The organism is Candidatus Binatota bacterium, assembly GCA_012960245.1.
Lineage (GTDB): Bacteria > Desulfobacterota > Binatia > UBA1149 > UBA1149 > UBA1149.
Genome location: DUBO01000023.1, coordinates 18,105 through 43,360, shown reverse-complemented (window position 1 = coordinate 43,360; position 25,256 = coordinate 18,105). Strand labels below are relative to the sequence as shown.

Below are 25,256 nucleotides of genomic sequence, written 5' to 3'. Positions count from 1 at the left end.
GACAACATGCTACTGCTCGACCCGAACAACAACGACCGTTTCTATCCAGACAGCCGCGGCCGCGAAATCATGGACTCGACCATCGAGTTCTTCGAGTCCAAGGGCAAGAGGCAGCTCAAAAACGACGATCACGAGCGCCGCTGGTACCAGGACTACCTCGACTTTCTGCGTGACAACCGCGTGTTCGCTACCCTGTGCACGCCCGCGGGCGAGGGTGCCGACGACTGTCGCTGGGACACCTGGCGTAACTGTGGCTTCTCCGAGATCCTGGGCTTCTACGGCCTGCACTACTGGTACGCCTGGCAGGTGTCGGTGCTGGGCCTGGGGCCGATCTGGATGAGCGAAAACCAAGGCGCCCGGCAGAAAGCGGCCGCGCAACTCGAGCAGGGTGAGCTGTTCGCCTTCGGTTTGTCTGAGCAGGCCCACGGCGCCGACCTTTACTCGAGTTCCATGAGCCTGGAGCAACTGGGCGGCGGCGACTACCGCGCCAACGGCAGTAAGTACTACATCGGCAATGGCAACGTTGCGCGCATGGTCTCCACCTTCGGCCGCATGGCCGACAACAACGACTTTGTGTTCTTTGCCGCCGACTCGCAGCACCCGGCTTACAAGCTCAAGAAGAACGTCGTCAACGTGCAGTCATACGTGTCGAGTTACGAGCTCAATGATTACCCTATCAACGAGAGCGACATACTGTCTCGTGGGCATGACGCCTGGGACGCCGCCCTGAACACGGTCAACGTGGGAAAGTTCAACCTCGGCTGGGCGTCGATCGGCATTTCGACGCACGCGTTCTACGAGGCCGTCACCCATGCGCACAACCGCGTACTCTACGGCCAGCGAGTGACCGAGTTTCCGCAGGTAAGGCGGCTGATGATGGACGCCTACGCCAGGCTGGTGGCCATGAAACTGGTGGGCCTGCGGGCGGCCGACTACATGCGCGCCGCCGGCCCCGACGATCGACGCTACCTGCTCTTCAGCCCCATCGTCAAGATGAAGGTGACCACCCAGGGCGAGGACGTCATCAACCACCTGTGGGATGTGATCGCCGCGCGCGGGTTCGAGAACGACACCTACTTTGAGACCGCGGCCCGCGACATACGCGCGCTGCCCAAGCTCGAGGGCACGGTGCACGTCAACATGGCGCTGGTCGTCAAGTTCATGGCTAACTACCTGTTCAACCCGGCCGAGTTTCCCGAGATCGGCCGCCGAGACGATGACAGCAACGACGACTTTCTCTTCCAGCAGGGCGCCACGCGCGGGCTGGCGGGCATACAGTTTCATGACCCCATGCCGGTGTTCGAGCGCCACTCTAAATTGCCCAACGTGGCGCTGTTCATCGAGCAGATAGAAACCATCAAGGAGCTGTGCCTCAAGGCGGCACCAACAAAAGAACAGAGTCGCAACGTGGATTTTCTGCTCGCGGTGGGAGAGTTGTTCACGGTGGTGGTCTACGCCCAGCTGGTACTCGAAAACGCGCCCATCTACTCGATACCCGATGCGCTGGTCGAACAGATCTTCGACGTTCTACTGCGCGACATGTCGCGTTACGCCATCGATCTTTACAACAACCCGGCTGCCAGCGACGAGCAGATGAAGTACTGTCTCAAGCTGCTGCGCAAACCGGTGGCCGACGCCGCGCGCTTTGATGGCCTGTACACCGACCAGGTCGTGGCGTTGGCGGGTGCCTACGAAATGAGGCCGTGAACGTGACGGCAACGGGCAAGCCGTGAAAGTAACAGCCGCGGTGGCGCGCCGGGCCGGCGAGCCCCTGGCCATTGAAACCGTCGACCTCGAAGGCCCGCGCGCGGGCGAGGTGTTGGTCGAGATAAAGGCCAGCGGTGTCTGCCACACCGACGCGTTCACGCTTTCGGGTGAAGACCCCGAGGGCCTGTTCCCGGCCATACTCGGTCACGAGGGAGCCGGCGTGGTTGTCGAAACGGGCGAGGGCGTTACGAGCCTCGCGGTTGGTGACCACGTCATCCCGCTCTACACGCCCGAGTGCCGGCAGTGCGAGTACTGCCTGAGCGGCAAGACGAACCTCTGCCAGGCCATACGCACGACCCAGGGCCGTGGAGTGATGCCCGACGGCAGCAGCCGTTTCTCGGTTGACGGCGAGCCGGTGTACCACTACATGGGCACGTCGACCTTCGCGCAGTACACGGTGCTGCCGGAAATCGCGCTGGCAAAAATTCGTGCCGACGCGCCTTTCGACAAGGTCTGCTACATAGGCTGCGGTGTCACCACCGGCCTGGGTGCCGTTATGAACACCGCGCGAGTGGAGGAGGGCGCCACGGTGGTGGTGTTCGGCCTGGGCGGCATAGGGTTGAACGTGGTGCAGGGCGCGCGCCTGGCCGGTGCCTCGCGCATAGTTGGCGTGGACCTGAATCCGGCCCGCCGCACCCTGGCCGAGAAGTTCGGCATGACCGACTTCGTTAATCCGCACGAAATCGAAGCGCACGAAACCGGCGGCGACCTGGTCGAAGAGCTGGTCGAGCTCACCGGTGGCGGCGCCGACTACAGCTTTGAGTGCATAGGCAACGTGAACACCATGCGCCAGGCGTTGGAGTGCTGTCACAAGGGTTGGGGTGTGAGCGTGATCATAGGCGTGGCCGGCGCTGGCCAGGAGATAAGCACGCGACCGTTTCAGTTGGTGACCGGCCGGGTGTGGAAGGGCACCGCCTTCGGCGGGGCCAGGGGGCGCAGCGACGTGCCGGGCATCGTTGATTGGTACATGGAGGGCCGCATCAACATCGACGATCTTATTACCCACACCATGCCGCTGGCCGATATCAACCGCGCCTTCGAACTGATGCACGCAGGCGAGTCGATACGCAGCGTGGTAACCTTCGACTGAGCGGACGAGTCGCGGTTCCTACGCCGTCAGGGGGTAGGGGCCACCGGGTCGAGGTCTACGTTGCCCAGCACGCGCGACGCGGGAGAGTCGCTGCACCAGGTGTTGTTCTCAGCCTTGACCACCTGGGAGGGGTCGTTGAGCAGGCTCGCGTCCACGTTGCGCGCTATCCGGGGCGGCGCCTTGTTGCGGCACACGGTGTTGCCGCCGGTGCTGGAGACCAACTGGCCGTCTATCGTGAGTGCGCCACCACCGAGGTCGAGTTCGGCGTCATCGAGAACCACCACGCCACCGGTGCCCGGCTCGGACGTGCTCCTGCGGCCGCCGTTGTCGACAACCTGGTTGCCCTGCATGCTGACGACCGAGTCCCTGGAAGCGCGCAGGCCGAAGAAGCGCGAATTGCGGATCACGCTGTCGCGAACTACCAACTCGACTTCACCGCCCACTCTCAATCCGCGCGTGCAGTTGTCGATCAGCGTGTCCACGATGTGTACGACCTGTTGATCGCCCACGCCGGTGCTCAGTAATGGACCGGCGCAGTGAAACCTGGCGCTGCCCGGGCCCACCATCTGGCAGTTGTCCACCAGGAAGCGTCCACCCTGGGCCGCGCGCAGGGGCTTTTCGCAGCCTACGAAGCGCACGTCGTCGAGGGTCGCGTTCCAGTAATCGCGCGAGTCGGGGTCGGTCGAGGTCAGTGCTATGTCGCCGGCCACCTGCGCGCACTTGTCACAGCCGTCGAGGATCTCGATATTGCTGAACACCGTGCCGACGGCGCTTTCCTGGTTGGTGAGCGCGTCGTCGCAGTGGCGGGCGAAGTTCACGTTCTCGACCGTGTTGTTGGCGCCCGCGGCATGGATGCCTTCTGAGAAATAACGCAGCGACAGGTTGCGTACCGTGTTGTTGTTGCCCTCCAGCACCACGAAGCCGGTACCGTTTTCGTACTCGGGGCAGTCGCAGGTCCCGTCGTTATTGAGGTCCTCCGGAGCGCAGCTGCCGGGCGGGAAGCCCTCGAAGCAGGGCGGGTCGAGTTCAAAGGTAATATTGCGGTCGAGCCCGTCTATTATTACGTCATCGCAGAACAGTTGCCGCGCCGCCCAGCCGTCGGCGTCGTCGAGCAGGATAACCGTGTCGCTGCAGTCAAAGGTAATACGCCCCGAAGCGCCACCGCAGTCGGCAATGGCGGCTTCGAGCGCGGCCTGCGTGCAGGCCACCGCGCAGGAGTAGTCGCCCGGTGAGTTCGCGCAGGTGCCGGGGTCGCAGTCGTCGGTTCCCAGCGCGCACTCGTCTATGTCGACGCAGTCGCCACCGAGGTCCGGCGCAAAACCGGCCGCGCAGGCGCAGCCCAGGTAGTCAGGCGCGGGCGGGGTTCCACCGGGGCAGTAGATGCAACGCAGTTCGCCCGAAACAGTGGCGCACTCCTCTTCGCGACACTCGCTGTCGCAGCCGTCACCGGCCGCCGTACCGCCGTCGTCGCATTGCTCGAAGGCTGTCACCGTGGTGTCGCCGCATACTGTTTCGAACAGTGCCAGTTGCGCGGCCAGGTTTTCGTCTATGTGTTTCTCGGTCGCAGAAGGGGTCGCCGATTCGCAGAGCCCATTGCGGTTGGCCTGTGCCCAGCGTTGGCTGAATCGCGTGCGACTGCGCAGCTGGCATCTCGACAAGCGCCCGGTCCCCGGTTTGGCCAGTTCTCGCAGCAGGCAGCCTTGTCGCCGCTTGGTGAGATTGAACAGCAGCTTGATCTTGTTGCGTACGCAGGCGGAGGGAAGGTCATTGACGGCCAGCAGTTGCGCGTTTACGTTCGACTGCAGCCACTCTTCTTCTCCCTCCAGGCGGAAGTCGGTGGCCGTGGCGGGGCAGGCGGCGCCGGCGAGCGAGGCCGTGAGTTCGGCCTTGGCAAAGCGGTCGTTGAGCCGCAGCAATGCGCGATCGCTGCACGAGCTCAGCGAGGCAGCCGAGGGCTTGCGCGCATGCGCGGCGTAGCAACGCGACAGTTGCCGGTAGTAGCTTCCTGCGGTTTTGAGTTTGTCGCTGCGGCAGTCGTCAAAAGCATCGGCAAGCGTCAACGAGGGCGCAAGAAGCCCGGCAAGCAGCAGGCCGAGAAACGACATGGCGGCGAAGCCGCTAAGCGCCGCTCGAGACAAGCCCGCGGCTCGGTCAATAACGGTACACATCACCTGGGGCAGCCAGCTCATGGCTACTGACTACTACACAGTTGGGGGGGTAATCAATGGAAAGGATGCCTATTGTGCCCGTTCCGTCCGATTTTTACCCGATCGGGGGGGAGGAGGCGTGCGCAGGCAGGCCGGCTTTGCACAACTATCCGCCGCCGTCATACTGCCGCGTTCAGGCGTCCCGGCAGGGGAAGCCAAGGGAAACAGGAGCATATGTACCGCGAAGAGATAAAGGTCCTCGACTGCACCATCCGCGACGGCGGTTTGATAAACCAGTACCAGTTCACCGACGATTTCGTCAAGGGCTGCTACCGGGCCAGCTGCGAAGCGGGCGTAGACATCGTGGAGCTGGGCAAGAAGCTCGCCGTCAGCGATGAGTACACGCGAGATAAATGGGGCAAGTGGAACTTCTGCGATGACGATGACATCCGCCGCGTGGTCGATTCCTGCGATAGTGAACATCGGCCCGAGGTGGCGGTCATGTTCGACGTGGGCCGCGTTGACCTCGACGCGCTGGTGCCGGCTGACCAGTCGCCCGTCGACATGATACGCACTGCCTGCTACGTGGCCGATATCGACAAGGGCATCGATCTCGTTCGGCGCACAAAGGATCTCGGCTACGGCACGACGATAAACATAATGGCCTGCTCGGCCGCCATAGAGAGAGACCTCATCGAGGCGCTGGGGCAGGTGAACGAGTCGCCCGAGGTCGATTACCTGTACCTCGTTGACAGCTACGGGGCGTTTTACTCCGAGCAGGTGAGCGCCTACCTGGCCTTGTACCGCGAGCACGCGCCAGACAAGCCGCTGGGATTCCACGCCCACAACAACCAGCAACTAGCGTTTTCGAATACCCAGCAGGCCATCATCGAGGGCGTCAACCTGCTCGACGCCACCATCAACGGCATCGGCCGCGGGGCGGGCAACTGCAACCTTGAGCTGCTGCTCAACTTCCTGAAGAACCCCAAGTTTGACGTGCGCCCGGTGTACCGTGCCATACAGGAACAACTGGTGCCGCTGCGGGAAGAGATAGAGTGGGGCTTCAACGACATCTACGGCATAAGCGGCCACCTCAACCAGCACCCGCGCGAAGCCATGCGCGTGCGCGGCGACAACGGAGCGCGCGACCTGTGCTACGACTTCTTTCTCGAGCAGAGCGGAGAAGGCGACTCGGCGCTGGACTGAGTACGGGGGCGCTGGGTGCCGCTACCAGCTGTTCAGCCCATGAGCGCGCGGCTGATGATGATCTTCATGACCTCGCTGCTGCCCGCGAAGATGCGCTGTATGCGCGCGTCCACGTAGGCGCGGGCCACCGGGTACTCGCTCATGTAACCGTAGCCGCCGTGCAGCTGCACGCACTCGTCGACCACGCGACCCTGCAGTTCGCTCACCAGCAACTTGGCCTTGGCGGCGGTGGGCACGTCTAGCTGGCCGTCCACGTGCAGCTCGAGGCAGCGGTCTACGAACACGCGCGCCGATGTGATCTCGGTGTCGAGCTCGGCGAGCTTGAACTGGGTGTTCTGGAAGGCGGCCAGCGGGCGGCCGAAGGCCTGGCGTTCCTTGACGTAGTCCACCGTGTAACCCAGCACCGCCTCGGAGGCGGTTATGCCGGAGATGGCCACGGAGAGTCGTTCCTGGGGCAGCTCCTGCATGAGGTAGACGAAGCCTTCGCCCTCGTTGCCCATGAGGTTGGAGCGCGGTACGCGCAGGTCGTTGAAGAACAACTCGGATGTGTCCTGCGCCTTCATGCCTATCTTTTTGAGATTGCTGCCGCGCTCGAAACCGGGGCGATCGGCCTCGACAAGCACGAGGCTGGTGCCGGCGGCACCCGCCTCGGGGTCGGTCTTTGCGACCACGATCACGAGATCGGCGTGCTGTCCGTTGGTAACGAAGGTTTTCGAGCCGTTGATGACGTAGTCGTCGCCGTCCTTGACGGCCGTGGTGGTAATGCCCTGCAGATCGCTGCCCGCCCCGGGCTCGGTCATGGAGATGGCGGTGACGATTTCGCCCGTTACGCAACCCGGCAGGAACTTCTGCTTCAGTTCCTCGGAGCAGTAGTGGAGCATGTAGGGCACGGCTATGTCGGAGTGCACCGCCCAGCCCAGCCCGGACAGCTGCAGGGTGGCTATCTCCTCGTCGATGATGGCGTTGTAGCGAAAGTCGGCGTCTACACCGCCATACTCTTCGGGCACCGTGGGGCAGAGCAGCCCCTGCTCGCCGGCCTTGTTCCACAGGGCGCGGTCGACCTGTCCGTCGGACTCCCACTGCTCGTGACAGGGCACGACCTCGGCGGCCAGGAACCTGCGCACGCTGTCACGAAACTGCTCGTGTTCGGCTTGGTATACGGTTCGCTTGATCACTGTTGTTGCTCCTCGGCAGTTGTTTTTCGCGGTGATACCCAGGCGGTTCTCTAGGCGGCGGCGTGGCGTGTGCCGGTGGCGGGCGGGTCCTCGGGCGGGCCGGCGAAGCACTGCACTATCTGCATCCAGTGCGTGGCTGTGTCGCCGGTCACCACCAACGAAGTGTCGGCCACGTTGCGCGTCTGCGTCACGACGCGGCAGAAATCGACCGCGTCGCCCTCCACGTGGTCTGGGGTAGCGGGATCGTTGAACTCCCAGGTTTCACCCGAAGGCGACGCCAGGCGCACGTAGGGTGCGGGGTCGGGCACCTCGAGGCCACGGTTCATGAAGGCCCAGCCCAGTGTCTTTACACCCAGCACGACGATGTTCTTAGCGCGGTCGCTGTTGGGGCAGGCCTTGCCCAGGAACTCTGCTCCCGCCATGTCCCACACTTCCTGGCCGTGCGCCCAGGTCTCCATCTGCCGGGCGGTGATCGAGCTGCGCACGCTCATGTCGGGGCCGGCCCACTTGACGCGCTTGCGGGGATCGGCGGCGGCGAAGCGCTCGCTCATCTCGCCGTAGAAACCATGCCAGAGCGCGACCAGTTCCGAGCCCTCGCAGCCCTTGAGCCAGCGGTGTGTGAACACGGGGTGACCCAGCTCAACGATGCCCGGAATCGACTCATCTATCAGCTCGGCGAAGGCGTCTTCGTCGGCCAGCGCGAGGTCGGCTGCGTGGTTCCAGAAGTGCAGGTGGCCCACCACGTCGTTCACCGTCCAGTCCTTGTACAGCGTCGTGCGCGCGAGCGCCGAGTCGTCCATGGCGGCCAGCAGCTCGTGCAGGACGTCGCTCTCCTCTCTGAAATCAAGTGCTTGCTGCATCGCAGTTATCTCCCGTTCATGACCCGCGCGCCACCTGGTCGTAGAGGTCGAAGTCGCTGCGGCGCGTGAGCCACCAGTAGCGCGTGGTGGTGCCCGACCAGTTGTTGGTCACGCGGCCGGCCGCGTTCTTGTACCAGCTGCGGTCGACGTCTGCCCAGACGGTGTTTTCAAGGTCCTGCTGCACGCGCCGGTCCCAGGCTTCGAGCACGCCCCCTTTGAGTTCGAGGCTGGCCAGTCCGTGGCTGAACAGGCGGTCGATCAACGAGGCAATGTAGCCAGCCTGGCACTCGATCATGAAGATTATCGAGTTGTGACCGAGGTTGGTGTTGGGGCCGTACATTGTAAAAAAGTTAGGGAAGCCAGGCACGGTCATGCCCAGGTAGGCGCAGGGGGTTTCGGCCCAGCGCTCGTTGAGCGACTCCTCGCCGCGGCCGACTATGTTCATCGGGGCAAAAAAACCGGTGGACTTAAAGCCGGTGGCCATCACCAGCACGTCGGCCGGGTGGCGCTTGCCGTCGGCGGTCACCACGGCGTCTTTTTCCACGCGGTCTATAACGTCTGTCACCAGGTGTACGTTGTCGCGGTTGAGCGACTGGTAGTAGTCGTCCGACACCAGCAGGCGCTTGGCGCCTATGGGGTAGTCGGGCACGAGCACGTCCCTGAGCTCGGCGCCGTTGACGTTATCTTCCATGTGCCGGCGGGCCTGCCGCTCCACGTGGGCTGAGAACAGGCGATTGCGCAAAAACATAGGAAAGCGCGCTTCGAGCATGGCCCAGGTAAACCAGCGCATGATCCTGGCAAGCCAGGGGTAGCGACGAAAGCGCTGCAGCTCGGCCTTGGTGTACTCGCGGTCGTTGCGCGGGATCATCCAGTTTGGCGTGCGTTGCAGCACGGTCACGTTGCGCGCCTGGCGTGCTATGCGGGGAATGAACTGTATGGCGCTCGCGGCGTTGCCTACCACCACCACGTCGCGGCCCTCCAACTCGCAGTCGTGTTGCCAGCGGGCCGAGTGGAAGGTGTCGCCTGCAAAATCGCCCAGGCCCTTCAGGTCGGGCGTCGTGGGGCGGTTGAGCTGGCCGGTGCCGCACACCAGCGCGGCGGCCGAGTACTGCTCGCCATTGGTGTCGGTGAGCTGCCACGCGCTGCTGTCTTCGTCCCAGCGCGCGTCGGCGATCTCGGTATCCAGTTGTATGTGCTTGCGCAGGCCGTACTTGTCGGCGCAGTGCTCCATGTAGGACAGTATCTCGCCGTGCCCGGCGTACAGGCGGGTCCAGTCGAGCTTCTGCTCGAACGAAAACGAGTAGGACACCGAGGGCACGTCGCAGCAGGCGCCGGGGTAGGTGTTGTCGCGCCAGGTGCCGCCCAGGCGGTCGGACTTCTCAAAGATGGTGAAGTCGTCGATGCCCGCGCGCTTGAGCTTGATGCCCAGGCACAGGCCCGAAAAACCCGACCCGATGATGGCCACGTTGCGCGCTTGTCCGCCGCCGGTGTTGTTGTTGCTGACCATGACGCGACCGTTAGTTGTGCTGTCCCGCGCGCGCCTTGTCAAAGGGGCGAGAAGGTTCCGTTTTCCCCTTTCCGGGGTTGGGTGGTAGAAGGGCGGATGGGTTTTGAGGCGGTGTTGTTTGATCTCGGCGGGGTGTTTACGCCCTCGCCCTTCGAGGCGGCCGAGAAGGCAGGCGCCGACATGGGCGCCGCGCCCGGCCTGCTCATGGAAATCGTTTTCGGGCCTTACCACGAGGACACCGACCACCCCTGGCATTGCCTGGAGCGGGGCGAGACCGAACTCGAAACCGTGCGCGGCCAGATTTCCGAGCTCGGCCGCACGCACGGACTGGAGGTCGACCTGTTCGCGGTGCTCGCCAGCCTGGCCAGCGACAACGGTGGCAGGCAGGTGGTCATTGACTGCGTGCGCGAAGTACGCGCCGCCGGGCTGCACACGGCCCTTGTTACCAACAACATTCGTGAGTTCGGCGACGCCTGGAAGAGCCTGCTTCCTGTAGACGAGCTCTTCGACGCCGTGGCCGACTCCTGCCTGCTGGGGGTCCGCAAGCCCGACCCTGCCATGTTTGAGTACGCACTGGCCGAGCTGGGCGGTGTCGATCCCACCCGCGCTGTGTTTCTCGACGATTTTGCCGGCAACATTGACGCCGCCCGCCGCATGGGTATGCACGCCATACTGGTGGAAACCGATCCCGAGCCTGCGCTGGCCGAGCTCAGGCAAGTGCTGGCCGCCGAGCTGGCCGCCGGAAGCCGGTGACCCTGGGCAAAGGCGTCGAGGCCTTGAAGGTGTTGCGCTAGCAGGTGGCCGACGCGGTGGCCGGGGGTCGGTGGATGGAAAGCGGGTAGGAAAAGCCATGTTTCCGGCATATACCGCCGGTCATGGGACAAGAAGCAGATAGCGGAAGAGCGACCGAGGGGCTGAGGATATTTGACGGTGCGGTGGCGGTCGTGACCGGAGCCGCCTCGGGCATAGGCGAGGCGTTGGCCCGTGAGCTGGCGCGTCGCGGGGCTACCGTGGTGCTGGCCGACCGGCAGGTAGAAGAGGCAGCGGCGGTGGCAGCCTCGATCAACGCCGCGGCCGGCGCTTCAACCGGCGACGACACAGCCGAATCGGTGGAACTCGACGTTCGCGATGCCGAGGCCTTTGACCGCTTGCTGGCCGACACGGCGGCCAGCCACGGGCGGGTGGACTACCTGTTCAACAACGCCGGCATTGGTATCGGCGGCCCGGCCCTGGAGCACTCGACCGAAGACTGGCGCTACATGATAGACGTCAACTTGATGGGCGTGGTGCACGGCATACAGGCAGCCTACCCGCGCATGGTGGAGCAGGGCTTTGGCCATATAGTCAACACGGCATCGATAGCCGGGCTCACGGCCTGTCCGGGCCTGGTGTCCTACGCGGCCGCCAAGCACGCGGTGGTGGGCATCACGCGCGCGTTGCGCGTGGAGGCCGCCGAACACGGCGTGCGCGTGGGGGCGTTCTGCCCTGGCTTTATACGCACGCCCATACTCGAAGGCGGCAGGTACGGCCGCATGCTCGGTGGCGAAAGCGGCATGCTGAGCGAAGAAGCCAAGGCAAAACTAGGTGGCATGGAGCCTGCCGATTTCGCTCCTCGAGCGCTCGACCTGGTGGCCGTCAACCGTGAGATCATCGTGCTGCCATGGCAATGGAAGGTGCTGTGGTGGTTAGATCGCCTGCTGCCGGGGCTGGTGACCGGTCTCACGCGCAGGCGCATGCGCCAGATGCTGTCCGACGCCGCCTGAGCAACAGCCAGTGAGCAACAGCCAATGAGCATCGCCCGACAGCTGGGCACCGCCGTAGTGCTGGCGACCCGCGAACTCTGGCGTCGGATGTCGGGTGCCGGAGCGCGCGAGTGGTTGTCGGCCGCCGAGTTGGAGACCAGCCTGCAGATGCTCATCGACCGCGTCGGGCAGGGGGTGGTCAAGCGCGTGACCTTCGTAGACCTGCCCGCCACCGAGCCGCCGTGGTTCGACACCGGTCTCGATCTTGAAGCCGGTGCCGAGGTCACCACGCTGGCGTCGGGACGCGTGTGGCTGTCGCGCGGGCTGGGGCTGTGGGTTGGACCGGCCTTTCACCTGTGGCGCAGGGTGGGCGCGGCCGGTCGCATTGCCCGCGGCAAGCGCAACACCTGCACGTTTTTGTCGGACGAGGGTGGCCGCCTGTACCTGGGTGGCGTCGGGCCGGGTTGGTGGAAGGATATCAACGGCGGGCTTGGTGTAGAGCCGCGCCGTTATCGCACGGCCTCGGGTTCGGTGAGCGTGGCCGTCATCGAGTGGGATTGTGCGGTCGTCGAGGGATTGCGTCGCCTCGCTGAGCAGGGCGACGTGGGTGGATTGCTGGCTGGCGAACTCGACCGGCAGCAAAGCGAGCAGCCAGTGCCCGAGGGCTGGCACTACCTGTGGGAGCTCGGCCCGGGGGAGATCTACCGGCAGGAGGATGCAAGCGGACTTGCGGAGAATCCCGCGCCAGCAGACGAACCCCCGCCCTCGGGCCCGGTCATCCACTGCCACACCCAGGGCGACGTGGGCATACTGCAGAAGGCCGCCTCTGTGCCTCTCACAGACAGCACCCGCCTGGCCTGGCGCTGGAAGGTCGATAGCCTGCCCTGCCGATACGCCGAGGACTCGGTGCCCACGCACGACTATATGAGTATAGCCGTCGAGTTCGACAACGGCCGCGACATCACGTTTTACTGGAGCGCGAGCCTGGCCGTGGGCACCCATTACCACTGCCCGCTGCCGGCCTGGAAAGATCGAGAGACCCACGTTGTTGTGCGCTCGGGCGGTGAGGGGCTGGGCCGCTGGCTGAGCGAGGAGTGCGTGCTGGCCGAGGAGTACCGCCGCGCCATCGGCGGCGAGCTGCCTGAGCGGGTGACGCGCGTGTGGTTGATAGCAAACTCGATGTTTCAGAAGGGGGAGGGGCGCTGCAGTTACGCTGGCATCCGCCTGTTGGGTGGCGACGAGCTGGACGGCGACAGCGAGTTAGTCATACTGTAGGGCCATGAACTTTCCGTTCAAGATCGCCGTCCGTGACCTGCTCCTGCTGCTGGCGACACTGGGCGCGTGGATCATAGAACCGACCACCCGCCACACCTCCGCCGACCCGGCGGGCACGGCAATGCAGGTCGCCGCGGGCGTGATGGCCGGGCTGTGCGCCGTGGTGGCCCACGAGTGGGGGCACTACCTGGGCGCGCGTGCGGCGGGCGCAGTGGTCTACCCGGCGCGCCGCGTAACGGCGGTGTTCATGTTTGGCTTTGACCGCGTGCGCAACGGCCAGCGCGAGTTCATGGCGATGAGCTGTGGCGGGTTCGTCGCCAGCGCGGCCATGATCGCGCTGTTTGTCACCCGCCTGCCGCTCGACGCGCTGTCGGGACAGGTAGCGATGGCGTTCGCGGCGGTCGGCGTGCTGCTCACCGCCACGCTCGAGTTGCCGGTGGCCTGGCGGGTTGCCCACGGCGCAGAGCTGCCCCGCGGCACGGTCTACGTCGAAGGCCGTTAGCCGAACGGGAAGACGTACCCTTTTCACTTTTGCCACCCCTTGTCGCCGTGGCGGCGGCCGTGTAGGCTTCGGCGTCCGGGGCCCTTGCCCCTGCCCGAGGAGAGATTTCACGATGCCCATTGTTCCCACTGACGAGCAGCTCGGCGAACTACTCGCCGACAACCGCGACACACCCGTGGTCATGATCAACCTGCTCAGGTTCAAAGCCGAGGCCGACGGCGACAAGGCCATCGACGGTGAGTCGGGCGAGTCTGCATACATGCGCTACGCCGAGTCCATGCGCCGCCTGGTCGAATCGGGCGGCGGACGCTTCTTGTGGATGGGTAAGGTTGACCAGGTGGTGATAGGCGACACCGGCGAACGTTTTGACGCGGCGGCCCTGGTGGAGTACCCATCGCGCGGCGGCTTCATAGAGCTGGCTATGAAAGCCGAGCAGAGTGGCATCTCCGGCGACAGGGCGGCGGGGCTCGACAGCCAGTGGCTGTTTGCCTCGACCACCGGGTTTTCGCTGGTCGAAGATCGGGCCAACGACCAGGCCGACGACTGAAACGCCCCCTCAACCCAAGCCGATGAGACACGACCGCAGACCCTACCTGGTTAAGAAGCTGCTCTTCACGCTGGCCGAAGCTCGGGCCAAGCACTTCCTGCACCCCCAGTTCGACGAGCTGGGCGAGGGCTGCTGGTTCGTCAACCCACGCTGCTTCGATATCAACGGCAGTGACATACGCCTGGGCAAGTTCGTGCACCTGATGGGCACACCCGACCAGGTGGTGCACATGACCGCGTGGACCGACGGAGCGCGCAGCGGCGCGATCAGCATAGGCGACTACACGGTGGTGCTGCCCGGCGTGCGCATAGGTTCGGCCAGCAACGTGACCATCGGCCGCAACTGCCTGCTGGCGAGCAAGAGCTACATAACCGACGCCGACTGGCACGACCTCTACGACCGCAACAGCGCACCCGGCGCCAGCGAGCGCGTGCTGCTCGAAGACAACGTGTGGCTGGGCGACAGTTCCATCGTTTGCAAGGGCGTCACCATAGGCGAGAACAGCATCGTCGGTGCCGGCGCGGTGGTTACGCACGACATACCAGCCAACTCGGTAGCGGCCGGCAACCCGGCGCGGGTCGTGAAGGAGCTCGACCCCGAGCGCAGCTTTGGACGTCGCGAGGACCTGTTCAACGGTGAAGTGCCGTACAACGACCTGCTCGACTACTACGAGCGCGACCTTCTCGGTCCCAACACGGTGCGCCAGTGGCTCATGTCCAAGCTCGCGCCCAGTCGCCGGCACTGAGCGAGCTGGAAAGCGGGTGCCGTGGCGTGGCGGCTATCGCGCCGCGTCCGCGAAAGCTCAGCGCGTTGTGCGGGCCTGTTCAATGACGTAGGCGTGGATGGCGCGCACGTCTTTTTCGTCGAGCACGTCTTCGAAGCTCGGCATACCGCCGGCCAGGCGCGCGCCGCGCAGCACCACGTCTTCGAATATTTCGTGTACCGAGGCATCCATTCGCCTGAGGTCGGGTACCACGCCCGTGCTGAATCCCAGCGGTCCGTGGCAGAAATTGCAGCGCTCCATGTAAAGCCGTGATCCCAGCGCGAGGTCGGCCTGGTCGTAGTCCATGGCCGGTGGCTCGGGTATCGATATGTCGAGCCTGGCGGGAATGGTCACCTGCCCGGGTCCGTCCAACCTGAACACCAGGAGGCGGCCGTCGTTGCCGTACTCGGGCACTATGGAGCTGCGCGCGTCGCCGGAGGGCACGCCCACGCCTCCCCAGCCGGCCATAACCGCCACGTACTGCACACCGTCAACGGCGTAGGTCACCGGCGGTGCGATGATGCCGGTCATCACCGGCACTTCCCATAGCTTGCGGCCGGCCTCGGCGTCGTAGGCGGCGAAGCGGCCGTCGCCTGTGCCGTGAAACACCAACCCGCCGGCGGTCGCCAGCACGCCGCCGTTCCAGAAGTTGGGCATCTCAACGCTCCAGCGTTCGCGACCGGCCACGGGGTCCCAGGCCTTGAGGTAGCCGCTTGATACCGGCGAAAATCCCACCTCGTGCAGTATCTCGGCGTAGCGGCCGAGGTCCATGCCCAGGTTCCAGGCACCGGGGCTGTGGCGGTATTCATCTTCGTTGAGATACAGTCCCGGGTTCTCGATGGCCGGTATGTACACCAGCCCGGTGTCGGGGCTGAAGGCCATCGGTTGCCAGTTGTGGCCGCCGGTCGGCGCGGGCAGCACGAGCTTCCAGTCGTCGGTGAAATCGAACTCGGGGTCTTCCACCGGCCGGCCGGTGGCCATGTCCACGTGCGAGGCCCAGGTGGTCTCCACGTAGGCGTCGGCGCGCAGCAACTCGCCTGTGGCGCGGTCGAGAACGTAGAAAAAACCATTCTTGGGCGCCTGCATGATGACCTTGCGCTCGCGGCCGTCCAGCTCGAGCTCGGCCAGTATGAGGTGCTGGGTGGCGGTGAAATCCCAGTTGTCGCCGGGGGTGGTCTGGTAGTGCCAGGCCAGGCGGCCGGTGTCGGGGTCGAGCGCGAGTATGGACGACAGGTAGAGGTTGTCGCCGCCGCCGGGGCTACGGTGGGCGCGGTTCCAGGGCGAACCGTTACCCGTGCCCACGTAGAGCAGGTCGAGTTCGGGGTCCCAGGCCATCGAGTCCCAGGCCGTGCCGCCGCCGCCCGTCTCCCACCACTTGCCCGCCACGTCCCAGGTCCCGGCCGCTTCTTCGAGTTCGCGGTGTTCAAAAGGCAGCGAGGGGTCCCCCGGCACGGTGTAAAAGCGCCAGTCGAGTTTGCCGCTGCGCGCGCTGTAGGCGCTTATGTATCCGCGCACGCCGAACTCGGCGCCACCGTTGCCGATGATAACGCGTCCCTTAACGATGCGTGGCGCGCCGGTGATGGTGTAGGGGCGCGAGCGGTCGATGGTGTTGACCTCCCAGTCCACCTCGCCGGTCACCGCGTCGAGCGCGATCAGGCGGCCGTCGTAGGTGCCCAGGTATACACGACCCTTCCATACCGCCACGCCGCGGTTGACGACGTCGCAGCAGCCGCGCCGGCTCCACTGCCGTGGCACCTCGGGATCGTAGACCCACAGCTCGCGCCCGGTCGCTGCGTCGAGTGCGTACACGACGCTCCACGCGCCGGTGGTATACATCACGCCGTCTATAACGATGGGGCTGGCCTCCAGCCCGTGCGTGGTCATGGTGTCGTAGGACCAGGACAGGCCCAGGCGCTCTACGTTGTCGCGGTTGACCTGCGCCAGCGGAGAGTAGCGTTGCTCGGAGTTGCTGCGTCCGTGCGCCAGCCAGTTGTAGGGTTCGGAGTCGGCCGCGGCTATGCGCTGCGCGTTCATCGTACGGGTCACGGCGGCAATGTGGCGAGCCGCCGCTGGCTCGGAGTCGGGCAGGGGGCCGCCGCTCCTGTCTGCCTCTGTCGAACCCGCCGGCTGCAGGGCCCCGGGCAGCAGCGAGCAGGACGCGGTAAAGGTGGCCAGGGTAAAGGTGGCCAGGCTGAAGGTGAGCAGGGCGATGTTGGCGCTACTGCTCCCGGTTCGGTTGTGTGTGGTCAATTTGCGAAGTCTCCCCTTCTGTTCTGTCGGCCGGTTGCCACAATCTAGGTTCCCGCCAGCGGACAGGCAAGGCCAGGGAGTCCTGCCGGTCGGCGGGTCCCCGTTCGCTTTGCTCATCGGCTCACAGTGCTTGTCGGCTCCCGGCCCCTCTTGAACTGGCTGGCGCGCGGATATAGGCAAATGAGCTGCGCAAGGCAACAGCGCACAAGGAGACAACAACGATGCCCATAGATCGCGACCAGGCCATGGCTTACGAGTTCCCCGAGGGAACCGGTAGCTACACGAACGACGAAGTTATTCTCTACCACCTCGGCGTGGGCGCCGGCGTGCCCGCCACCGACGCGGGCGAGCTTGAGTACACCTACGAGAAGGACCTCAAGGTGCTGCCCAGCTTTGTGACCACTGTGCTTTTGTCGGGCGGCGGGTCAATGATGTCGGTGCCGGGCCTGGAGTTTAACCCGATGATGCTGCTGCACGGCGAGCAGGACATCGAGATCCACCGGCCGCTGCCGCCCGAGGCAAAGATGAAAGGGCGCACGCGCATCGCCGATATTTTTGACAAGGGCAAGGCGGCGCTGACCATACTCGAGAACAGCGTCTCTACCGAGGACGGCGAGCCCCTGTTCACCACCCGCATGGCGCTGTTCATGCGCGGCGAGGGGGGCTTCGGTGGCGAGTCGGGTCCGCCGGCTGCCAACCAGGCGCCCGACCGCGAGCCCGACGCTGTGTTCGAATCCGAGACCCTGCCGCAGCAGGCGCTGCTCTACCGCTTGAACGGCGACAAGAACCCGTTGCACTGCGACCCCGAGTTCGCCGCCATGGGCGGCTTCGACGTTCCCATCATCCACGGCCTGTGCAGCTACGGCATTACCTGCAAGGCGGTGGTAGACGGCATGCTCGACGGCGATCCCACGCGCTTGGCCCGCTACCAGGCGCGCTTCAAGGGCGTGGCCTGGCCGGGCGAGACCTACCAGGTTCGCTGCTGGAATGAAGACGGAAAGATCCTGGTCGAGGCCTGGTCCAAGGACCGCAACGAGGCCATCATCACCAACGCTGCGGTTACCCTGAGGTAGCCGCGCGCGTGCCGGGTTTGACGGGGTGAAGATAGACGGGCCACTTTACTCTGACCTGGCCGAGGTCGGGCAGGAGGCTGTGGGCAGGCGCGAGGCTGGTTTTGACGGCGTGTACTCGCTCGAGGGCAGTCGCGATCCGTTTTTCCCCCTGCTGCTGGCGTCGCAGGCTGCGCCTGAACTGGATATCAGCACGGGCATCGCGGTAGCCTTTCCGCGCAACCCCTACCACGTGGCCAGCCAGGCCTGGGACCTGCAGCGTTTTTCGGGAGGCAGGTTTTCGCTTGGCCTCGGCTCGCAGGTGCGGGCTCACATCGAGCGCCGCTTCGGCGTCGCCTTTGACCGACCGGCGGCCCGCATGCGCGAGTATATCATGGCGGTAAGGGCGTTCTTTGATTGCTGGCAGGACGGCGACGCTCTCAAGTTTGAAGGCGAGTTTTTTCGCCACACGCTGATGACGCCCATGTTCAACCCGGGGCCGCTCGACTGCGGCCGCCCTCGCATCGTGCTGGGCGCGCTGGGTCCGGCTATGACTGCCGTGGCAGGACAGGTGGCCGATGGCCTGCTGGTTCATCCGTTCAACACGGTGCCCTTCCTGCGTGATGTGCAATTGCCAGCGGTGAACAAGTCATTGGCCAAGGCAGGTCGCCGCCGCGAGGATTTTGTTTTCAACGTGACTGCCATCTGCATCACCGGTGCCAACGAGGAACAAATGCGTGCTGCCTACGAGGGCGTGCGCAGCCTTCTGGCCTTCTACGGTTCCACGCCCGCTTACCGTCGCCCGATGGAGGCCGTGGGCTATGGCGAGTTGCAGCCCGAGCTCAACAAGCTCACCCGCGAAAACCGTTGGGACGAGCTGCCGCAGCTGGTAGACGATTCGATGGTCGAGCACTTTGCCGTCGTTGGTGAGCCGCAGCAGTTAGGTGCCCGGCTGGCCGAGAGATACGCGGGCTTAGCCGATAGCCTGGGTATATACGCGCCCTACGCGGCCGAGCCCGGCCTGTGGCGGGAGGTTACGGCCGGCACCCGGCGGGCGTTCGCAGAACACGAGGGTAATAATGCTTGACACATATTACCGATATTGTTACCGTAGGTTGAAACGGGCGAGGCCTGCTGCGGCCGATGAACCCGCGTCTTTTAAAGCCGCGCCCTGTAGAACATCACTTCGGAAAACAGAGAGGTAAGAGCAACGACATGCAAGCGCCGATACTGGCCCCGCTATTGGCACCGCCCCTGCGGTCCACACTCAATCCCCGCTCCCAGGAGTTCATCGAGAACCGGGACGCGATGCTGCTTAGAATCGATGAGGTCAACTCGCTGCTCGACGAGGCCGAGGCCGGTGGCGGTGCCCACCACCACGAGCGCCTGGCCGCGCGCGGCAAGCTGCCGGTAAGAGAACGCGTGGCGCTGGCGCTGGACCCCGACAGCCCGTTTCTGGAGATCAGCGGGCTGGCCGCTTACAACGCCGACTACACCATAGGCGGTGGCGTCCTCATGGGCATAGGCATCATAGCCGGCGTTGAGTGCATGATCTTCGCCAACGATCCCACCGTGCTCGGTGGCGCCATGACACCTTACATGGGCAAGAAGTGGATGCGGGCCCTTGAGATCGCCCGCGACAACAATATTCCCTACGTCAGTTTCGTGGAGTCGGCCGGTGCCGACCTGCGCATGGAACCCGACGACGACAAGAAGAAACGGCGCCCTGCCAAGATTTTTCACTTCGCGGAGACCGGCCGGTTTTTCTACGAGATGATAGAGCTGTCCAAGCTGCGCATTCCGACCGTGTGCGTGGTGTTCGGATCCTCTACGGCCGGCGGTGCCTACCAGCCGGGCATGTCCGACTACAACGTCGTCATCAAGAAGCAGTCGAAGATATTTCTTGCCGGCCCGCCGCTGGTGAAGATGGCCACCGGCGAGGACTCCGACGACGAGTCCCTGGGTGGTGCGAAGATGCACGCCGAGATTTCGGGCCTGGGCGAGTACCTGGCCGAAGACGAGCAGGACGCGCTGCGCATGTGCCGCGAGATCGTCTCGCACCTGAACTGGCGCAAGCCCGGCCCCCCGCCGGCGCTGCGCGATGACCCGCCCGTGCTCGACCCCGAGGAGCTGCTGGGCATCATAGACCCGGAGCTCAAGCGCCCGGCAGACATACGCGACATCATAGGCCGCGTGGTAGATGGTTCTCGCTTCGAGGAGTTCAAACCACGCTACGGCGAGACCATGGTCTGCGGCTTTTCGTCCATACACGGCTACCCGGTGGGCATACTGGGCAACAACGGGGTCATCTACCCCGAGTCGTCGGAGAAGGCCGCCCACTTCATCCAGCTCTGCAACCAGATCGACGTGCCGTTGCTGTTCCTGCAGAACCTCACCGGTTTCATCGTCGGCCGGGATTTCGAGGAAGCCGGCATCATCAAGAAGGGCTCGCAGATGCTCAACGCGGTTTCCAACTCGACGGTGCCGCACCTGACCGTGATAGTGGGCGCTTCGTACGGCGCGGGCACCTACGCCATGTCGGGCCGCGCGTTCAACACCCGCTTTACTTTCATATGGCCGAGCGCGCGCATCGCCGTGATGGGCGGCAAACAGATAGCCGGCGTGATGTCTATCGTCCGCCGGGCACGCGCGGCGCGCAAGGGCGAAGATTTCGACGAGGCGCTCGACGAACAGATCCGCGCTGCTGTAGAAGACATGCAGGAGAAGGGCTCGCTGGCGCTGGAGGCCACCGGCGCAATAAGCGACGACGGGCTGATCGACCCGCGCGACACGCGCACCGTGCTGGGCATCTGCCTGTCGGTGGTACGCAACAAGCCGGTGGAAGGTGCCGAGGGCTACGGGGTATTCAGGCTATGAGCTTTGCGACGTTACTTGTTGCCAACCGCGGCGAGATCGCCCGGCGTATTATTCGCAGCGCCCAGCAGATGGGCATTCGCTGCGTGGCCGTGTACGTGGACGCCGACGCGCTCGCGCCTTTTGTGGGCGAGGCCGACGAGGCGGTACGCCTCGACACGTCATATCTCGACGGCGCGGCTGTGCTCGAGGCGGCCAGGGTCACCGGCGCCGAAGCCCTGCACCCGGGCTACGGTTTCCTGTCGGAGAACGCCGCCTTTGCGGCCCAGGTGATGGCCGCGGGCCTGCTGTGGGTGGGGCCGTCGGTTGAGTGCATTGAGCAGATGGGCGACAAGATCGCCGCCCGCGCGCTTGCGGTCAAGGCGGGCGTACCAGTGCTCCCGGGCTCAGAAAGTACCGACGACGCCGACAAGGTGGGATACCCGCTGCTGGTCAAGGCAGCCGCCGGTGGTGGCGGCAAGGGCATGCGCATTGTCGAGTCGGCCGACGGGCTCGAAGAAGGCGTGGCCTCGGCCAAGCGTGAGGCGGCCAGTGGGTTTGGTGACGACAGGGTTTTTATCGAGCGCTACGTGGCCCGCGCACGCCACATCGAGATACAGATACTGGGCGACGAGCACGGCAAGGTTGTGCACCTGGGCGAGCGCGAGTGCTCCATCCAACGTCGTCATCAGAAAATAATAGAGGAGTCGCCCTCGCCGCGAGTCGACGACAAGCTGCGACAGGCCATGGCCGACGCCGCCCTCGGCTTGGCCGGCGAGCTGGGTTATCGCTCGGCGGGAACGGTGGAGTTCCTGCTCGACGACGATACGGGCGAGTTCTTTTTTCTCGAGGTCAACACCCGCTTGCAGGTGGAGCACCCGGTAACCGAACTGGTCACCGGCCTCGATCTCGTGCGCGAGCAGTTGCGCGTGGCCGCCGGCGAGCCGCTGGGCTACGGCCAGGAAGACATAAGCAGTAACGGCTGGGCGGTCGAGGCGCGCTTGTACGCCGAGAACCCGGCCAACGATTTTCTACCCGAGACCGGCACGCTGTCTGCCTTTGAGCCGGCGGCTACTCCCGAGCTACGCTGGGACAGCGGTGTGGAGCAGGGCTCGGTCATCGGCCCTGACTTTGACCCCATGCTGGGCAAGGTCATAGCCCACGCGCCCACGCGAGAAGAAGCTGCGGGCAAGCTGGCGCTGGGGCTGGCGCGCACTCACCTGGGCGGCGTTGTGACCAACCGCGACTTTCTCGTGGCGGTGCTGCGCTCGGAGGAGTTCCTCGCGGGCGATACGACCACTGATTTTATCGACCGCGTGGCGCCGGCCCGCGCGCTTGAGCCGTCAGAGGCCGAACTAACCCACGCTGCACGAGTGGCCGCCCTGTGGGTGCAGGGCGTCAACCGTTCCGAGGCAACAGTGCTGGCCACGGTGCCAAGCGGCTGGCAGATCGGCCGTCTGCCCGACCAGCGGCTCACGCTTGATCACGGCGAGGGCAGCACAGCCGTGCGCTATCATTCCCGGCGCGATGGCAGTTTTTGTTTTGACGACGGCAGCGTCGCGCGCGTGCACCACTGGAGCGAGCAGGGCATAGACGTGGAGATTGCCGGCCGTCGTACGAGAGTGCTCGTGACCCGCGCGGGTGCGCAGTTGATCGTGCAGTGCGGCAACGGCGACATCGTTTTCAGCGAGCAGCCGCGCTTCGTGCTGCCGGGTGCCGAGCAGGACGAGGGTGGTTTCCTGGCCCGCATGCCCGGCAAGGTTATAGAGCTGCGCGTGAAGGTCGGCGACACGGTGGCGGACGGCGACACGGTGCTCGTGCTCGAGGCCATGAAGATGGAGCACCCCATGCGTGCCAACGAAGACGGAGTGGTCGTGGAGGTGAGGGTTGAAGAGGGCGAGCAGGTAGAGGCGGGCACGTTGCTGCTGGTCGTGGAGACTGCCGCCGACGAGAACGAAGTCGACAAGACTGGCTGACCGAACGGAGAACAATCATGGCTTCGCCAATACGCATTGCTAACTGCTCAGGTTTTTACGGCGACCGTCTCAGTGCTGCCCGCGAGATGGTCGAGGGTGGTCCCATTGACGTGCTCACGGGTGACTGGCTCGCCGAGCTCACCATGCTCATCCTCGCGCGCACGCGCATGAAGCACCCCAGCGGCGGTTACGCGCGCACCTTCGTGGCGCAGATGGAGCAGGTGATGGGCAGCTGCCTCGACAAGGGCATAAAGGTTGTCACGAACGCTGGCGGCCTTGCCCCCGACTCCTGCGCCGAGGCCGTATCCGAGGTCGCAAACAAGCTCGGGCTGGCACCTAAGATTGCCTACCTGCGCGGCGACGACCTGCTGCCACGCGTGGGCGAGCTGGTCGAGGCCGGCAGCCTGCTCGAGCTCGAAAGCGAACGCCCGATCGAAGACGCGTCGGCTTTTCTCACGGCCAACGCCTATCTTGGCTGCTGGGGTATCGTGGACGCGCTCAACGCGGGTGCCGACATAGTAATAACCGGTCGCGTCACCGACGCGGCGGTGGTGTGCGGCCCTGCCGCCTGGCACCACGGCTGGAAACGCGACGACTTTAACGAGCTGGCGGGCGCCGTGGTGGCGGGTCACGTCATTGAGTGTGGCGCCCAGGCTACCGGTGGCAACTACTCGTTCTTTACCGAGATCGAGCAGATGCTCAACGTAGGTTTTCCCTGGGCCGAGATCGCCGAGGATGGATCTTCGGTCATCGGCAAACACGACGGTACCGGTGGCGAGGTGTCGGTGGGCACCGTCACTTCGCAACTGCTCTACGAGATTGGTGGACCGCGCTACCTTGGCCCCGACGTGACCACACGCTTTGACACGATCGAGATCGAGCAGCAGGCACCCGACCGCGTACTTCTGCACGGCACCCAGGGTGAGCCGCCGCCCTCGACCCTGAAGGTGTGCATCAACCGCGCGGGTGGTTTTCGCAACGACATGAACCTGTGCCTGACCGGCCTGGACATAGAGGCCAAGGCCAAACTGGTAGAAGAAGGTTTCTGGAACGCTTGCCCATACTCGCCGGAAGACTTTGCTTTCGCCTCCACCAGCCTGATACGAACCGACAGCAACGACCCGGACGCCAACGAAGAGGCGGTGGCCATGCTGCGCATCAGCGTCAAGGATCCAGATGAAAAGAAAGTCGGCCGCGCTTTTGCCAACTCGGGTATAGAGATCGCGCTGGCCAGCATCCCCGGCTTCTTCGGCGTGGGTGGTCCCGGTGGCGGGCGTCCCTTTGGTGTCATGGAGGCGGCGCGCGTGGCAGCCGACGTCGTACCGGCCGAGCTGGTGTTGCCGGGCGGTGAGTCGCGGCAGGTGTCGTCGGTGATACCCGGTGCCGAGATAAACGTGACTCCGGCACCCGGACCGGAAGCCGCGGTGCCGGGAGGCTCGACCCGCCGCGCTGCGCTGGGTGAAGTCTACGGCGCACGGTCGGGCGACAAGGGCGGCAACGCGAACCTGGGCGTGTTTGCGCGCAGCGACGAGGCCTGGGCGTGGATCGATGGTTTCCTTACCACCGAGAAGTTCAAACAACTGCTGCCCGAGGCAGCCGAACTCAAGGTGGAGCGCTTCCGGCTGCCGGCGCTTCGTTCGCTCAACTTCGTGGTGCATGGCTTGCTGCAGGAGGGCGTGGCGGCTTCCACCCGGCAGGATCCGCAGGCCAAGGGGCTGGGCGAATGGCTGCGGGCGCGCGTGGTCGACCTGCCCGAGGAACTACTGGCTTGATCGCCGTGGCCGTCGACAAGGCGGGGCGGTTACGATTTCCCGGCGTGCGGGTGCCGCCGCCGGTGTTGTCAAAGGAAGACGAGCGTGCGCTCAGCGCCCGCCAGCTCGATCTCCTCGAAGAACTCGAAGCCCAACTGCTCAGGGGCGGCGTGGCCGAGCTCACCATGGCCGGCCTGGCCGAGCGCGTAAACTGTTCGCTCAGGACTCTCTACGGTATCGCGCCCAGCAAGGACGAGCTGCTGCTTGCGGTAGTCGATCGCCGGCTACGGCGCATAGGCAGGGCGGCGGTCGAAAAACTCGACGCGAAGATGACCCCCATCGACGCCTTGCGTGCTTACCTGCGCGCGGCCAACGAAGCCGTGCAATCCGAGGCCGTCACCATGTCGGCCGACTTTGCCAGCCTCGCGGGTGCCCAGCGACTGTTTGCCGACCACGAGGCCTACCTGTCGGCGGTGGCCCACAGCCTGCTCGATCGCGCGGTTGCCGAAGGGCAGATCGCCGCCGTCGACACGGCTGCTGTAGCCCACGTGCTGGGCAGCCTCGGTCGCGAGTTTGCCCAGGCCGAGGTAGCCGAGATAGCGCGCGAGTCGCCCAAGCAAACGGCCGATGCCATTACCGAGCTCGTGCTTCAGGGGCTGCTCGCCGGGCGCGGCGAGACGTGAAGACTTGACCCCCTGGGGCCTCGTGCCGCAGCAGGGGGGGTGGCCCCTCTGCCGGGGGGTGGACAGTCCGGTTGCTGCCGGTTACGGTGCAGCGCCTTTTCAGCCAAGTCGAG

Annotated in this window: 20 protein-coding genes; 15 read left to right on the top strand and 5 right to left on the bottom strand. The window is 64.9% G+C overall.

Features of this window, described 5'->3' with window-relative positions:
- Positions 1 to 6 precede the first annotated feature (6 nt).
- Positions 7 to 1,707, top strand: a complete 1,701-nt coding sequence (locus EYQ35_03560; protein ID HIF63217.1) for an acyl-CoA dehydrogenase — start codon at positions 7 to 9, stop codon at positions 1,705 to 1,707.
- Between the two features lie 22 nt (positions 1,708 to 1,729).
- The gene (locus tag EYQ35_03555; GenBank protein HIF63216.1) at positions 1,730 to 2,857 is read left to right on the top strand and encodes an S-(hydroxymethyl)glutathione dehydrogenase/class III alcohol dehydrogenase; all 1,128 of its coding nucleotides are present in this window, start codon (positions 1,730 to 1,732) and stop codon (positions 2,855 to 2,857) included.
- Between the two features lie 26 nt (positions 2,858 to 2,883).
- On the opposite strand, the gene EYQ35_03550 is transcribed toward EYQ35_03555, so the two are convergent.
- A complete protein-coding gene (locus tag EYQ35_03550) occupies positions 2,884 to 4,962 on the bottom strand; it encodes a hypothetical protein (GenBank protein ID HIF63215.1) in 2,079 nt (692 codons plus the stop codon).
- Between the two features lie 276 nt (positions 4,963 to 5,238).
- Here EYQ35_03550 and EYQ35_03545 point away from each other — a divergent pair, with 276 nt between their 5' ends.
- Positions 5,239 to 6,210, top strand: coding sequence for a nucleoid-structuring protein H-NS (locus tag EYQ35_03545; protein HIF63214.1), 972 nt, complete (start codon positions 5,239 to 5,241; stop codon positions 6,208 to 6,210).
- A 32-nt stretch (positions 6,211 to 6,242) separates the two neighbouring features.
- Here EYQ35_03545 and EYQ35_03540 read toward each other — a convergent pair whose 3' ends face one another.
- From EYQ35_03540 to EYQ35_03530, 3 genes are read right to left on the bottom strand one after another with little or no spacing between them, the layout of a single operon-like run.
- Complete coding sequence (locus EYQ35_03540) at positions 6,243 to 7,385, bottom strand: acyl-CoA dehydrogenase (protein ID HIF63213.1); 1,143 nt, start codon at positions 7,383 to 7,385, stop codon at positions 6,243 to 6,245.
- A gap of 50 nt (positions 7,386 to 7,435) precedes the next feature.
- Positions 7,436 to 8,245: a TIGR03084 family protein gene (locus EYQ35_03535; GenBank protein HIF63212.1), complete on the bottom strand. Its 810-nt coding sequence runs from the start codon at positions 8,243 to 8,245 to the stop codon at positions 7,436 to 7,438.
- 16 nt (positions 8,246 to 8,261) lie between these two features.
- Positions 8,262 to 9,752, bottom strand: a complete 1,491-nt coding sequence (locus tag EYQ35_03530; protein ID HIF63211.1) for an NAD(P)/FAD-dependent oxidoreductase — start codon at positions 9,750 to 9,752, stop codon at positions 8,262 to 8,264.
- A gap of 96 nt (positions 9,753 to 9,848) precedes the next feature.
- Here EYQ35_03530 and EYQ35_03525 point away from each other — a divergent pair, with 96 nt between their 5' ends.
- From EYQ35_03525 to EYQ35_03500, 6 genes are all read left to right on the top strand, one after another.
- Positions 9,849 to 10,505, top strand: a complete 657-nt coding sequence (locus tag EYQ35_03525; protein HIF63210.1) for an HAD family phosphatase — start codon at positions 9,849 to 9,851, stop codon at positions 10,503 to 10,505.
- 122 nt (positions 10,506 to 10,627) lie between these two features.
- Entirely contained in the window at positions 10,628 to 11,515 is an 888-nt protein-coding gene (locus tag EYQ35_03520) for an SDR family oxidoreductase (protein HIF63209.1), read from the top strand.
- Between the two features lie 24 nt (positions 11,516 to 11,539).
- Positions 11,540 to 12,769 (top strand): DUF3047 domain-containing protein, encoded by a 1,230-nt coding sequence (locus tag EYQ35_03515; protein HIF63208.1) that lies wholly within the window; start codon positions 11,540 to 11,542, stop codon positions 12,767 to 12,769.
- Between the two features lie 4 nt (positions 12,770 to 12,773).
- Positions 12,774 to 13,271, top strand: coding sequence for a hypothetical protein (locus EYQ35_03510; GenBank protein HIF63207.1), 498 nt, complete (start codon positions 12,774 to 12,776; stop codon positions 13,269 to 13,271).
- A gap of 112 nt (positions 13,272 to 13,383) precedes the next feature.
- A complete protein-coding gene (locus EYQ35_03505) occupies positions 13,384 to 13,818 on the top strand; it encodes a DUF1330 domain-containing protein (protein ID HIF63206.1) in 435 nt (144 codons plus the stop codon).
- A gap of 22 nt (positions 13,819 to 13,840) precedes the next feature.
- Positions 13,841 to 14,563 carry an acyltransferase gene (locus tag EYQ35_03500; protein HIF63205.1) on the top strand — a complete coding sequence of 241 codons (723 nt, stop codon included), beginning with the start codon at positions 13,841 to 13,843 and terminating at the stop codon, positions 14,561 to 14,563.
- 57 nt (positions 14,564 to 14,620) lie between these two features.
- Here EYQ35_03500 and EYQ35_03495 read toward each other — a convergent pair whose 3' ends face one another.
- A complete protein-coding gene (locus EYQ35_03495; protein HIF63204.1) occupies positions 14,621 to 16,615 on the bottom strand; it encodes a PQQ-dependent dehydrogenase, methanol/ethanol family in 1,995 nt (664 codons plus the stop codon).
- A gap of 437 nt (positions 16,616 to 17,052) precedes the next feature.
- Here EYQ35_03495 and EYQ35_03490 point away from each other — a divergent pair, with 437 nt between their 5' ends.
- From EYQ35_03490 to EYQ35_03465, 6 genes are all read left to right on the top strand, one after another.
- Entirely contained in the window at positions 17,053 to 17,904 is an 852-nt protein-coding gene (locus EYQ35_03490; GenBank protein ID HIF63203.1) for a 3-alpha,7-alpha,12-alpha-trihydroxy-5-beta-cholest-24-enoyl-CoA hydratase, read from the top strand.
- Positions 17,905 to 17,929: 25 nt separating this feature from the next.
- Positions 17,930 to 18,967: a TIGR03617 family F420-dependent LLM class oxidoreductase gene (locus tag EYQ35_03485; protein ID HIF63202.1), complete on the top strand. Its 1,038-nt coding sequence runs from the start codon at positions 17,930 to 17,932 to the stop codon at positions 18,965 to 18,967.
- A 128-nt stretch (positions 18,968 to 19,095) separates the two neighbouring features.
- Positions 19,096 to 20,757: an acyl-CoA carboxylase subunit beta gene (locus EYQ35_03480; protein ID HIF63201.1), complete on the top strand. Its 1,662-nt coding sequence runs from the start codon at positions 19,096 to 19,098 to the stop codon at positions 20,755 to 20,757.
- A complete protein-coding gene (locus EYQ35_03475; protein ID HIF63200.1) occupies positions 20,754 to 22,709 on the top strand; it encodes a carbamoyl-phosphate synthase L chain ATP-binding protein in 1,956 nt (651 codons plus the stop codon). Before EYQ35_03480 ends, EYQ35_03475 begins: the two co-directional genes overlap by 4 nt.
- A 17-nt stretch (positions 22,710 to 22,726) precedes the next feature.
- A complete protein-coding gene (locus tag EYQ35_03470; GenBank protein HIF63199.1) occupies positions 22,727 to 24,481 on the top strand; it encodes a DUF1446 domain-containing protein in 1,755 nt (584 codons plus the stop codon).
- Positions 24,478 to 25,143, top strand: coding sequence for a TetR/AcrR family transcriptional regulator (locus EYQ35_03465; protein ID HIF63198.1), 666 nt, complete (start codon positions 24,478 to 24,480; stop codon positions 25,141 to 25,143). The genes EYQ35_03470 and EYQ35_03465 overlap by 4 nt, the downstream gene beginning before the upstream one ends.
- Positions 25,144 to 25,256: the final 113 nt, after the last annotated feature.